This is a genomic window from Nocardia sp. NPDC004168 (assembly GCF_040610355.1).
Taxonomy (GTDB): domain Bacteria; phylum Actinomycetota; class Actinomycetes; order Mycobacteriales; family Mycobacteriaceae; genus Nocardia; species Nocardia sichangensis.
The window spans coordinates 115,040-126,661 of sequence record NZ_JBEXME010000020.1; the positions used below are offsets into that span (position 1 = coordinate 115,040).

At 68.6% G+C, this 11,622-nt stretch carries 12 protein-coding genes; 5 read left to right on the forward strand and 7 right to left on the reverse strand.

Going from position 1 to position 11,622, the window contains the following annotated elements; translation table 11 throughout:
- Nucleotides 1-8: 8 nt before the first annotated feature.
- On the reverse strand, nt 9-980 hold the full coding sequence (locus ABZW96_RS28235) for a WYL domain-containing protein (protein ID WP_355078650.1): 972 nt from the start codon (nt 978-980) through the stop codon (nt 9-11).
- 88 nt (nt 981-1,068) lie between these two features.
- On the opposite strand from ABZW96_RS28235, the gene ABZW96_RS28240 reads away from it, so the two are divergent.
- A complete protein-coding gene (locus tag ABZW96_RS28240; protein WP_355078651.1) occupies nt 1,069-1,710 on the forward strand; it encodes a TIGR03086 family metal-binding protein in 642 nt (213 codons plus the stop codon).
- 148 nt (nt 1,711-1,858) lie between these two features.
- Here ABZW96_RS28240 and ABZW96_RS28245 read toward each other — a convergent pair whose 3' ends face one another.
- Genes ABZW96_RS28245 through ABZW96_RS28260 form a run of 4 tightly spaced genes read right to left on the reverse strand, consistent with a single transcriptional unit; the run spans nt 1,859 to nt 5,433 of the window.
- Entirely contained in the window at nt 1,859-2,833 is a 975-nt protein-coding gene (locus ABZW96_RS28245) for a glycine betaine ABC transporter substrate-binding protein (protein WP_355078652.1), read from the reverse strand.
- On the reverse strand, nt 2,830-3,594 hold the full coding sequence (locus ABZW96_RS28250) for an ABC transporter permease (RefSeq protein WP_355078653.1): 765 nt from the start codon (nt 3,592-3,594) through the stop codon (nt 2,830-2,832). Before ABZW96_RS28250 ends, ABZW96_RS28245 begins: the two co-directional genes overlap by 4 nt.
- Entirely contained in the window at nt 3,591-4,790 is a 1,200-nt protein-coding gene (locus ABZW96_RS28255; RefSeq protein WP_355078654.1) for an ATP-binding cassette domain-containing protein, read from the reverse strand. The genes ABZW96_RS28250 and ABZW96_RS28255 overlap by 4 nt, the downstream gene beginning before the upstream one ends.
- Entirely contained in the window at nt 4,783-5,433 is a 651-nt protein-coding gene (locus ABZW96_RS28260) for an ABC transporter permease (RefSeq protein WP_355078669.1), read from the reverse strand. Before ABZW96_RS28260 ends, ABZW96_RS28255 begins: the two co-directional genes overlap by 8 nt.
- Nucleotides 5,434-5,632: 199 nt before the next feature.
- On the opposite strand from ABZW96_RS28260, the gene ABZW96_RS28265 reads away from it, so the two are divergent.
- From ABZW96_RS28265 to ABZW96_RS28275, 3 genes are all read left to right on the forward strand, one after another.
- Nucleotides 5,633-6,235 carry a CHAP domain-containing protein gene (locus ABZW96_RS28265; RefSeq protein ID WP_355078655.1) on the forward strand — a complete coding sequence of 201 codons (603 nt, stop codon included), beginning with the start codon at nt 5,633-5,635 and terminating at the stop codon, nt 6,233-6,235.
- Between the two features lie 229 nt (nt 6,236-6,464).
- Entirely contained in the window at nt 6,465-7,592 is a 1,128-nt protein-coding gene (locus tag ABZW96_RS28270) for a hypothetical protein (RefSeq protein WP_355078656.1), read from the forward strand.
- 176 nt (nt 7,593-7,768) lie between these two features.
- The gene (locus ABZW96_RS28275) at nt 7,769-8,482 is read left to right on the forward strand and encodes a DUF1906 domain-containing protein (RefSeq protein WP_355078657.1); all 714 of its coding nucleotides are present in this window, start codon (nt 7,769-7,771) and stop codon (nt 8,480-8,482) included.
- A 75-nt stretch (nt 8,483-8,557) separates the two neighbouring features.
- Here ABZW96_RS28275 and ABZW96_RS28280 read toward each other — a convergent pair whose 3' ends face one another.
- Nucleotides 8,558-8,935 (reverse strand): hypothetical protein, encoded by a 378-nt coding sequence (locus tag ABZW96_RS28280; RefSeq protein WP_355078658.1) that lies wholly within the window; start codon nt 8,933-8,935, stop codon nt 8,558-8,560.
- 129 nt (nt 8,936-9,064) lie between these two features.
- Nucleotides 9,065-9,865: a hypothetical protein gene (locus ABZW96_RS28285; protein ID WP_355078659.1), complete on the reverse strand. Its 801-nt coding sequence runs from the start codon at nt 9,863-9,865 to the stop codon at nt 9,065-9,067.
- A 237-nt stretch (nt 9,866-10,102) separates the two neighbouring features.
- On the opposite strand from ABZW96_RS28285, the gene ABZW96_RS28290 reads away from it, so the two are divergent.
- The gene (locus tag ABZW96_RS28290; RefSeq protein WP_355078670.1) at nt 10,103-11,416 is read left to right on the forward strand and encodes a mannosyltransferase; all 1,314 of its coding nucleotides are present in this window, start codon (nt 10,103-10,105) and stop codon (nt 11,414-11,416) included.
- The last annotated feature ends 206 nt before the right edge of the window (nt 11,417-11,622 follow it).

Sequence of the window (11,622 nt, forward strand, 5' to 3'; positions counted from 1 at the left end):
CCTGGGATTCAAGCGTTCGCGACGGCCTCGGTGTACCGGCGGCCCAGGGTGCGGATATGGGCGACGAGTTCCGGCGGGCCGTCGACGCGGAAGTCCATCGTCAGCATGGACAGGTAGATGGCGATCGTCTCCAGCGCGTCCGCGCCCGTGTAGAGCACGCAGGTGTCCGCGTCCACCGGCTCGACCACGCCGACGGCGGGATTGATCCTGGCGATGACGGTCTCGGCGGGCGCGAGCACGGTCACCCGGGCCTGCACCCGCCACCCGGTGGTGGCGATGTGGCGCATGACGAAGGCGACCAGGTCGTCGTCGGGAAGCGAACGCGCGGCGAAACGACGGGAACTCGTCTCCGCGCGCAGCACGCGGGCGACCGGTATCGCTCGCCAGGAGTGGTCTTCCAGGCTGTAGGCGACCAGGTACCAGCGGCGTTGCCAGTTGATCAGCCGGTACGGCTCGATCTCGACGGACGACGCGGCCCCGGCTTCGGCGATCCGGACCGTCGCTCCGTCGCGAATGGCGCCTGCGAGGGTGGTGAGCACGGCGGCGGGAACCGGTGCGTCCGGCTCGCGCGACCCCGTCGTGGCCGGGCCGATGGCCGTCGCATCCCGCAGTGCGGATACCTTGCGCTGCAATCGTTTGGGCAGGATCTGATCCAGTTTGCCCAGTGCCTTCGTGACGTGCTCGGCGATGTCCGCGATGCCGGTGGAGCCGTCCTCGGCGAGGCCGACCGCGACCGCCACGGCCACCGCTTCGTCGTCGTCCAGCAGTAGGGGAGGCATGGTCGCGCCGCGGCCGAGCCGGTAGCCGCCGACCGCGCCGCGTCCGGCATGCACCGGGTAGCCCAGTTCGCGCAGCCGCTGAATGTCCTGCCGCAGTGTGCGATCGGTGACGCCGAGGCGCTCGGCCAGCTCCCGGCCGGTGTACGCACGGTCCTGTAGCAGGGCCAGCAATCGCAGCAGACGCGGTGTGGTCGATGCCACTTTCGCCCTCCTCGCTGATTAGGAACAAAAGTAGCCTAATTGCCGAATAGGCTTGTGTCATCAGCGAGAACGACCGAAAGGCTCCGACATGAACGCCACCGCCACCGCCGCCGCGACTCTGCTCCCCGTTTGGCGGGACGTGCTCGCCGATTCCTACCGCGCGCTGGAGAGCGTCGTCGCCGGTGTGCGAGCGGATCAGTGGCACCTGCCCACCCCGTGCTCGGATTGGGATGTGACGCAGGTGCTGCAGCACGCCGTCGGTGACCAGCTGGCCTACGCCCAGGCCCTCGGCATCGGAGAGGGTCCGGCCTACAACCCGTTCGCGCCTTCCGGCACGATCGACGGCTCCCCCGGGGACGCGGTGCGTGCGGCGGTCGAGCAGACCGCCTTCGCCTGGACCACGGTCGACGACGCCACCGAGACCGTGCCGACGCCGCTGCCGCACGGCGCGCTCGCCACTCCGGTGGCCGCGGTCATGTGCGCGCTGGATGCCGGGGTGCACGCCTGGGACATCGCGATCGCGACCGGCCAGCCGTCGCCGTTGACCGACGAACTCGCCGCCGCCCTGCTCATCGCCGCGCGGGCCGCTCACCCCGCGCCCGGCAGCGGCGAGACGGCCGAGATCATCGAGCCGCTGCGTCAGTGGGGTGCTTTCGCCGCGATCGTCGACGGTCCGGCCGACGGCGCTCTCGGAGAGCTCTTGCGCTACTTGGGCCGCGATCCGCGCTGAACCTGCCTGGCAGGACGCTGGGCTCACCTGGTGAGCCCAGCGGACGGCGTACCGGAGCCTGATCCAGCGATGCGGCGTCCAAACGCCTCAGGGACAGCGGTTTCCTCCGATCAGCTGTTCGGAGGCGTCGCTCTCCACGCGACGGAAATCAGCGCGCGGTGACGAATCCCTGGGTGACCATCCAGTCCCTGGCCACCTCCGCGGGCTCGCGTCCGTCCACGTCGACCTGACGGTTGAGTTCGGTGATGGCCTCGTTGGTGAGGCGCTGCGAGATCGGCGTCAGGATCGTGTCCACCTGCGGATGCGCCTCGGCGAAACTCCGGCGCATCACCAGCGCCGCGTTGTACTTCGGGAAGAAGCCGCGATCATCTTGCAGCAGAATGAGATTCAGCGCTGGGATGCGTCCGTCGGTGGCCGCGACCGAGCCGAAGCGGCACTGCCTGCCGTCGGCGGTCGCCTGGTAGACCACGGCGTCCTGCACGATCTGCTTGCGGACCTTGCTCGCGTCGATCTCGTACTTGCGGGCCAGGCCGGGAAATCCGTCCTGGCGGACGTTGAACTCGGTGCCGACGCAGATCGCCGCGGCGGCCGGATCGGCGGCGGCCAGTCTGGCGTAGTCCGACAGCGTGCGCACACCGGTCTCCTGGGCGGTGCGGGCGCTCATGACCAGCGCGTAGGTGTTGTTCATCGGCGCGAGCGCCGTCCAGAGCATGCCGTGCGCGGCGAGGTCGGCGTCGCGCACCGCCTGGAACTGGCCGATCTCGTCCGGCACCGGTGTCTCGTTGCCGAGGTAGTTGATCCAGCCCGTTCCGGTGTAGTCGTAGGCGAGGTCGATCTGCCCGTGCAATTGGGCATCGCGCACGCTGTTGGAGCCCTGGATGTTGGTCAGGTCGCGCACCTCGGCGCCCGCCGCCGAGAGAGCGAACTCGATCAGATAGCCGAGGATGTTCTGCTCCGTGAAGTCTTTGGAACCCACCGTGACCTGCACACCCTCCAGTTCGGGCACGGGCCGGATGCTGCCGGGGCCGACTCGAAGCGGCACCGCGCCGCCGGATTGCAGCCCGCAGGCGGCCAGCAACGTCAAGCCCAGGCCGAGGGTCAGCGCGCGCCACGCCCGGATCATTTCAGCCCCTTCGGCCCGAGAAACGCTTCGGCGAGCGCGCCGAGCCAGTCCACCAGCAGGGCCAGCGCCACCGCGAGCACCGCGCCGACCACCAGGGTGACGTTGTCGCGCAGCTTGTAGCCGGTGTCGATCAGAATGCCGAGCCCGCCCGCGCTCACCAGGAACGACAGCGTCGCGGTGCCGACCGCGAGCACCAGCGAAGTGCGCAGCCCGGCCAGGATGTAGGGCACCGCGAGCGGGAATTCGATGCGCCGCAACACCGTCACGGCCGACATGCCCTGGCCGCGCCCCGCATCGATGAGCGTCCGGTCCACCTGCTCATAGCCCAGAATGGTGTTGCGCAGCACCGGAAGCAGCGAATAGAACGCGATCGGCGCCACGCCGATCCAGAAGCCGGTGGTGCGGGTGGCCAGGTAGAACAGCACGATCAGGCCGATGGCCGGTGCGGCCGCGCCGATATTCGCGATACCGACGAAAACGGGTGTGAGCCGCCGGAATCCCGGTCGCGTGAGCAGGGTTCCGAGCGGGACGGCCATCGCGACGACGATCAGCACCACGGTCGCGGTGATCCGCACGTGCTGCCAGGTGACGGTCGCGACGTTGCCCGCGTTCAGGCTCGCTTGCTGGGTGACGGTCAGGTCGCGGGCGAACGCCCACACCAGCACGCCCGCGGTGAGCACGAGCACGACCACCGGCTGCACGACCAACCGGATGCGCTCGGCCCTGCGCTGGGTGGCGGGTGACGCGGCGGCGGTGGTCATGGTGCGCCGTCCGTCGCGGAACGCCCGGCTCCGTGCTCGGCGCGCAGGGCCGACAGGTGGCCGACCAGGGTGTCGATGGTGATCAGTCCGGCGTACTCGCCGCGCGCGCCGGTCACCACCGCGGTCGCGCTCTGATGGGTGAGCAGGGCTTCGAGCGCGTCCTGCAGCGTCGATTTCAGCGCCAGCGTCTCCGGCACCGGCGTTCCCAGATCGCGCAGCGAATCGGCGTGGGCCAGTTGTTCGGCCGAGACCCAGCGGCGTGGCCTGCCATGACCGTCCAGTACCAGCGCCCACGGCCAGTCGCGGTCCGCGAGCGCGGCGCGCAACTCGTCGACGGTGTCCTGTTCGGTGGCGGTGGGGCAGTCGCCGAGTTCGACATTCCCGACCCGGGTCAGGGTGAGCTGTTTGAGCGAGGCGTCCGCGCCGACGAAACCGGCGACCGTCTCGTCGGCCGGGTCGGCCAGGATCGCCGCGGGTGTGTCGTATTGCAGGATCCTGGACCGGTCGCCGAGCACGGCGATGCGGTCGCCGAGCTTGACCGCCTCGGTGAAATCGTGGGTGACGAACACGATCGTCTTGCCGAGTTCGCCTTGCAGCCGCAGCAACTCGTCCTGCAGCAATCCCCGGGTGATCGGATCGACCGCGCCGAACGGCTCGTCCATCAGCAGCACGGGCGGGTCTGCCGCCAATGCCCTGGCCACGCCGACGCGCTGCTGCTGGCCGCCGGACAGTTGGCGGGGATAGCGGTCGCGGAAGGTGCCTGGATCGAGACCGACCAGCTCGAGCATCTCGTCGACCCGTGCCGCGACGCGCCGCCGGTCCCAGCCGATCAGGCCCGGTACGGTCGCGACGTTCTTCGCGACGGTCAGGTGCGGGAACAGTCCCGCCTGCTGGATCGAATAGCCGATGCCGCGGCGCAACCGGTCGGGCTGGATCGTGGCCGCGTCGCGGCCGTCGATCGTGATGGTTCCGGAGGTGGGCTCGATCAGCCGGTTGATCATTCGCATGGTGGTGGTCTTGCCACAGCCGGACGGCCCGACCAGGACCACGATCTCGCCGGCCGGGATGGTCAGCGAGACGCTGTCCACAGCCGGATCACGCTGTCCCGGATAGTGTTTGGTCACCGCGTGCAGCACGATCTCGACGCCGGAGACGACGGATGCCGCGCGGCCGTCGCTGGTTTCGGTTTCAGTCACGTATTCCCCTGGAAGTGGTGAGCCGCCCGACCAGGACGTAGATCCCGTCGAGGACGAGTGCGAGGACGACGACGAGGATCGTGCCGACCAGCGCCTGTGGCACCGCGTTCGGGCTGCCCAGGCGCGCGAGTCCGGAGAAGATCAGGTTCCCGAGTCCGGGGCCCTTGGCGTATGCCGCGAGGGCGAGAATCCCCATGATCAGCTGGGTGCTCACCCGCATACCGGCCAGAATCGCGGGCCACGCCAGCGGCAGTTCGATCCGGGCGAGCACCCGCAGCCGGTTCATCCCGACGCCGCGGGCGGCGTCGGTCACGGCCGGATCCACCGAGGCGAGTCCGATGATGGTGTTGCGCATGATCGGCAGCAGCGCGTACACCACGAGCGCGGTGATCGTCGGTGCGACACCGAGACCGAGCACCGGGATCAGCAGGCCGAGCAGCGCGAACGACGGAACGGTGAGCACCGCGCCCGCCAGCGCGGAGGCGATCGACGAGCCGAACGGGCTGCGGTAGACCAGGATTCCGATCAGAACCGAGACCACCGTCGCCAGCAGTACCGATTGCACCACGGCCGAGACGTGCAGGTAGGAGTCGACCAGCAACTGGTGCCGCCGGTGCACGATGAATGTCCACAGCGTGTCCAGGGCCGTACCTCCCCATCGGCTGGTCTCTCCGGAGACTAGCGCGGTTTTCCCGGTGCCGTCCATGATTTCGGCTCCACCGGGTTGCCCCTCCGCTCGGTCACCGAAACCAGGCGGACGGCGCGTGGAACCGTTCGGCGTGCTCGCGCGTCGAATTCCATAAGCTCGACAACAACGTCACACGAACGAATCGGGGGAGCGAATGACACAACAACGGGGATCGCGATCGGGGCGGTGGGTCGCGCTCGCACTGGTGGTGCTCGGCGTGGCCGCCGCCGGGATCGCCGGTGGTCTCTGGTGGCAGGACCGTACGGACCACCGGGCGATCGCGGGCGAGCGCCTCACCGAGTTCCCCGCGCTGGACCGTTCGGCACTCGACGCGGCCCAGGCCGGAATCGTCGCGGTCGCCGAGCGCGAGTTCGCCGATCCCGGCGCGGGGACGAAATACGCGGAAGGAGCCGAGGAGGCGTGGTGCGCCGATTTCGTCAGCTGGGTGCTGCGCGAGGCCGGTGTGCCGCTGGCCAACCCGAATTCGGGTTCGTGGCGGATTCCCGGCGTCTATACCTTGCAGGAGTATTACGAGAGCATCGGCCGGTTCGTCCCGAGCGGCTCGAACTATCGACCGCGGACCGGTGACGTGCTGCTGTACGGAGAGCCCAGTCCGTTCGGACAGCACACGAACATCGTCCTGCGAGTCGAGGGCGGCCAGGTGACCACGATCGGCGGTAACGAGTACGGCGCGGTGCGCATCCACCGGTTCGTGCTGGGCGACATAACCGGGGTGGTCGGGTTCGGCCGATTGTGAAGATCACTTCCGTCGAACGGGATTCGACCGATATGCGGGTGAAACGGGGTGCCGGATAGTCCTACGATGGGAGGTGGCGGCGCCCGGCAGCGCCGCCGCCGGTCCCCGCCCTGCTTCCCCCTCATCGGCAGGACGGGGATCTCGGGCCGCAGTGCGTTCCGGGGTGGGACGAGATCGGTCGCGTACCGTGTCGGGTGTCCATCGAGAGGTGAGGGTTGCGGAACTAGCGATGCATCCGACCGACGAACCGAGTAGTGCGCCCGGCTGGATCGACTACGCCGAGTTCGGCGAGCGTTTCGTCACGCACGCCGTGAACGCCGCTCGTATCGAGTCCGCGGTCTCCGGCATGGCGGGCCGCGGCATGACCATCGGCCCGGTCTCGATCGGCCCGGCCGGGCTCGCCGGATTCGTCGCCGAGGGGAAGGTCGGCGCCCCGCGCGTACTGCGCAGCGGCCCGAAGGTCACCTTCGACGTCACCGTTCCGGTGTCGCTCACCTTGAAGGTGCTGCTCGGCGGCCGGAAACTGCGGCTGGAGGCCAGGGTGGAGATCGATCTGACCCTGCACGCCCGCACCGCCGAACCCGTGCTCGTCGTCATCGATATCCCACCGATCACCCAGCGGGACATCAGTTTCGTCTTGCGCGCCCAGGCGGTGGATTCGGCGTGGGAATGGTTGCTCGACCCGATCGCGGGCGTGGTGCAGCGAGAGGTCGCCTCCCGGGTGAACGCCATGCTTGCCGACCCGCAGACCCGCAGGGGGCTGGTGTTCGACCTCGAGGCCATGGTCGCGGGCAAGCGTTCGCCGTATCGGGACGAACTCGCGTTCGATTGGATCGGCTACGACGAGTTCGGGCATCGGTTCTTCTCCCGCATCGTGACGCGCGAGCGAGTGTGGGACGTGGTGGAACGGCTGGCGGGCAGGCTGATCGAGGTCGGTCCGCTGCGGACCGGACCGCGCGCGAGCGCCGTCGTGACCGTTCGGGGAACGGTACGGATGCCGCGGCTGACGGACCGGTCGACGGAGCCGGTCGCGTTCGATCTGACCCTGCCGGTGAGCCTGGACATCACGGTCGACGTGTTGAAAGCCAATCGCTATCGCGCTGACGTCGAGGTGCCTTTGGTACTCACCGCCCGCGCTGCCGACCCCTTGCGGGTGGTGATCGACGTGCCGCCGCCCGACCCGGCCGACATTCGGATGGAATTCACCGCGCAGGGTGCCCGCGCGGCCGCGCTCGGTGCGCTCGCCGGGATAAAGAAGCAGGTCGTGACGCAGGTGGCGGCGGTGATCCGCAAAGAACTGGCCGATCCAGCGATGCGCACCATCGATGTCGCCGCGCGCATCGACGGCATTGTGTGACCGGTAGCGTCGTCGAGCGTATGTGGCGAATGTGAAACGTGATTCTCCTGGGTCTAGCGGTTCCAGTGTGAATATGGTGAAATGAGTTCACGTTCGAGGCTCCCGGCGCGCGGTGGATTGGGGAAGGTGCGCCGGGCACGCTGCCATCCATGTCGGGTTGCGCGAAGGAGTCGACGATGCGTTCCAATTCGGTATCCCGGCGTGATCTGTTCGCCTACACGGCCGCCGCGGCCGTGGTCGGCATGACCGCCGCGGCAGCTCCCGCGTCCGCGCGGCCAGCGCTCGGCACCCTCATCGATTACGCCGGAGGCGTTCCCTCCGCTGCGGCGATCCGCGACGCCGGACATATCGGCGTGATCCGCTACGTGTCCGATCGCAGGCCCGGCGCCGAGTGGATGGCGGGCAAACCGCTGCGATCCCCGGAAGTCGACGATCTCAAAGCGGCTGGTCTGCAGATCGTCTCGTGCTACCAATTCGGCAAGGGACCGACCGCGGACTGGCGTGGCGGGCTGGAGGCGGGCAAGCGGCACGCCGAGCGCGGGCTCGCGTTGCACCGCGCCGCCGGTGGCCCGGACAACGTGCCCATCTACGCGTCCATCGACGACAACCCCTCCCCGGTCGACTTCGCCACCATGATCGCGCCGTACCTACTGGGCTGGCAGGCAGTGCTCGGCACGGAGAACACCGGCGTCTACGCGAACACCCCGACCATCGAGCTGGCCCGCACCGCGAGCCTGGGTTCCTGGTACTGGCAGCACAACTGGGGCACACCCAAGGGCTTCGTGCACCCCGCCGCCAACCTGCACCAGGTCGAGATCGACAAGCAATCCATCGACGGTGTGGGGATCGATGTGAACAACGTGCTCACGCCCGAATACGGGCAGTGGTGAGCAGCTGCCGCGGTACGTGCCTGCTCGCCTCCACCCCGCTTTTCGAGCGAAGTGAGACCGAGCAGCTGCCGAATATTACGTCTGGCAGTGGCTTATCGGGGTGACGCGCAGATCGGGCTCGTCGTCCGGAACGACCCGCAGGGAGGGGCGGCTGTCCGGAGCCTCGTGATCGCCGAGCCAGGACAGCAGCGACCACCGGGACAGGCCGGAGAACGCGGAGCCGAGGCTGGCGAACGAGAACGACGAGATCGCCGACCCGAACGATCCCACGGATCCGATCGACAGCACCGAGCCCACGCTGCCGATGGACAGGACCGAGTAGGCCGAGCCGATCGAGAGGATGGAACCCTCCGAGCGGATCGACAGGATGGAACGGTGCGAGCGCCTGCTCCGGATCGAATGACCCGGCTGTCTCGAACAGTCCGCGGATTTCGAGAAAACGGTGGTCGCCATAGATAGCGGTCTACCACAGTCCGGCCACCTCGTGTGGCTGCGCGGCAGATCGATACGAGGTATTCGCCGAGTCACCGCAACGCCGAAAGGGCGACGACCCCCATGGAGTCGCCGCCCTCGACCGGAAGCTCAGCCTACGGTGAAGAATCCGAGCGTCGGCAGGAAGGAGCAGGTCCGCGCCTCCGCGTCACCGGACTGGGTGGTCAGCGAGCCGGAGACGACCGCGACGACGCGGCCGTTGCCCGTGTCGGCGATCGCGGACAGCGTGGCGGGGCCGTCCGGGTTGATCTTGGCCTCGTCGGTCAGCGGCAGGACGCCCGACTGGCGGGTGTCGAGGTTCAGCCACTGCACCGTCATCGGCGGGTTCTGCACCGGCGTCGGCCCCTTGGTGCCGAGCGCGGTGAAGACGAACCCGGTCTGGCCCGCCTGCGGGCCGGGTGGCGGCAGCGTGGCGGGCCCGGGCACGGCGAGGGCGGTACCCACCGAGTCGGCGGACGGGCCGATGCAGCCCTTGCCGATGCTCGGGTAGAGGAACTGGGCGATCACCGGTCCGTCCTGCGGTACCTCGGGGCCTCCGCCGCCGCTGCCGTCCAGGAAGGTGATGATCCGTTCCAGCGTCGACTTGATCTGCGGCGGAAGGTTCAAAGTGGCCAGCAGCCTGCGGGCCTGATCGAGGATGGCCGACTGCGGACCCGCGACGCCGGCCGGGCTCGCGATATCCGCGGGGCCCGCGACGGCGCCGACGATGGCTGGGGCGAGCGCGGCCAGCGCATCCACGGGAACGCCTTCGGGCACCATGGGAACGCTGTTCGTAGTCGCCACGGGGGCGGTCGCGGGGGCCGCGATTGCTGTCGTCGGCGCGGCGAGCGTGGCACTCGCCGCGACGGCGAGTGCGGACAATGCGATCCGCGATCCTCGGGTGCGAAGCACTGGTCTGGCCGTCCTTACCTCGGGGTACATCTGGGTTCGATTGCTAAAAGCCATCGTTTCGGGGGTCACTCTAGGGACATTGCGGCTATGTGTACAGCTGCGGCGTCCGGAAAGCGCCGTGGACGATCAGTGTTAGCAGAAGATACCGCGCCCAGATGTTACTGATGTGAAAGTTGATGCAAATGTTATCGGTGGTTCGAGGGTGGAACCGACCGGATTCGCGCTGCGGCTAATCTAATCGGTGCCGTCCGCGCTGTCGCCTCGACATCGAACTCCGGGCGCGCCAACCGACGCACCGCACCCGAGCCGAAAGCCAGCGATTTGAATCGTCACCTCCGATGGGCCGTGTCGGTGCTGGGCCTGTCCGTGCTGGCCCGGCTGCTCTGGATGCTGCTGTCCCCGAATGGGATGAACCTCGTCGACCTGCATGTCTACGTCGGCGGGTCGGCCGCGTTGTTGACCGATCAGCTCTACGACTTCACCTATGCGGAGAAGACTCCGGACTTCCCGTTGCCGTTCACTTATCCGCCTTTCGCGGCATTGGTGTTCTTCCCGCTGCACTATCTGCCGTTCACCCTGGTCGCGGTGGCTTGGTTGCTGGCCATCGCCGCGGCGCTGTACGCGGTGGTGCACATCAGTCTCGAGCTGCTGTTCGGGGCGCAGCGGCTGCGCACGCCGCAGTGGCGGGCCGCCACCGTCGGGTGGACCGCGCTCGGGCTGTGGCTGGAGCCGGTCCGAACCACGATGGACTACGGCCAGGTCAATGTCTTCCTGGTGCTCGGTGGGATGCTCGCGGTTCGCAGTTCGCGGTGGTGGCTGTCCGGTGGACTGGTCGGAATAGTCGCGGGCATCAAACTGACGCCGGCGATCACCGGGTTGTACTTCGTCGCGCGCAAGCGCTGGGCGACGGTGGCCTGGTCGGCCGTGGTCTTCGGCGCGACGGTAGGGCTGAGTTTCCTGATCGCGCCGGTCGAGGCGCGTCGGTATTTCGGCACACTGCTCGGTGACGCCGACCGGATCGGTCCGGTGGGGTCGGTGTGGAACCAGTCGCTGCGGGGCACACTGAGCCGCATCCTCGGCTACGACGTCGAGTCCGGCCCGTGGTGGATCGCGGCCGTGCTCGTCGTGGCGGTGCTGGCGTTCCTGGCTTGGCGCGCGCTCGGCGCGGACGACCGGCTCGGCACGCTGATCGTGGTGCAACTGTTCGGGCTGATGGTCTCGCCGATCTCGTGGTCGCATCACTGGGTGTGGCTGCTGCCGACGGTGCTCTGGGTGGTGTACGGGCCGCTGCGCCGGGCGCCCGGCGCGCGGGTGATCGCCGGGTACTGGCTGGTGACCATGCTCGTCGGCGTGCCGTGGGTGCTGTCGTTCTTCCAGGATTCGATCTGGACCATCTCGCGCCCGGGCGTACTGGCCTGGCTCGGCGCCGTCGACGTGCTCGGCGTTCTGGCGTTCTACCTCTGGGTGATCCGCTTCGGAGCCAGGTACACGCGATCGGCCGAGGACGAAGAAGCGCGCGCAACCACCGAGGGCCCCGCGCGCACCACATAAGTACTCGTCCGCACTCGTCCGACTCTGCTTTGATCAGCCTCGAGCGGCGATCAGCGCAGACTCGAACTTTTGGCTGGAACGCGACACGGCGGCCCGGCTCCCGGTTTCGAGCGAAGCGAGACCGAGCATGCCCCGTTCGCGGCCCGGCTCGCGTCCGAGCGGCCGCCGCCTCCGCGACGCAGTCGCCAGCGGCGGTCGCTCGGACG

Bases quoted from the DNA above. Each gene is read 5' to 3' on its own strand.
- ABZW96_RS28240 (WP_355078651.1), top strand. From the start codon at position 1,069: ATGAACGCCACCGCCACCGCCGCCGCGACTCTGCTCCCCGTTTGGCGG.
- ABZW96_RS28245 (WP_355078652.1), bottom strand. From the start codon at position 2,833: ATGATCCGGGCGTGGCGCGCGCTGACCCTCGGCCTGGGCTTGACGTTG.
- ABZW96_RS28250 (WP_355078653.1), bottom strand. From the start codon at position 3,594: ATGACCACCGCCGCCGCGTCACCCGCCACCCAGCGCAGGGCCGAGCGC.
- ABZW96_RS28265 (WP_355078655.1), top strand. From the start codon at position 5,633: ATGACACAACAACGGGGATCGCGATCGGGGCGGTGGGTCGCGCTCGCA.
- ABZW96_RS28270 (WP_355078656.1), top strand. From the start codon at position 6,465: ATGCATCCGACCGACGAACCGAGTAGTGCGCCCGGCTGGATCGACTAC.
- ABZW96_RS28275 (WP_355078657.1), top strand. From the start codon at position 7,769: ATGCGTTCCAATTCGGTATCCCGGCGTGATCTGTTCGCCTACACGGCC.
- ABZW96_RS28280 (WP_355078658.1), bottom strand. From the start codon at position 8,935: ATGGCGACCACCGTTTTCTCGAAATCCGCGGACTGTTCGAGACAGCCG.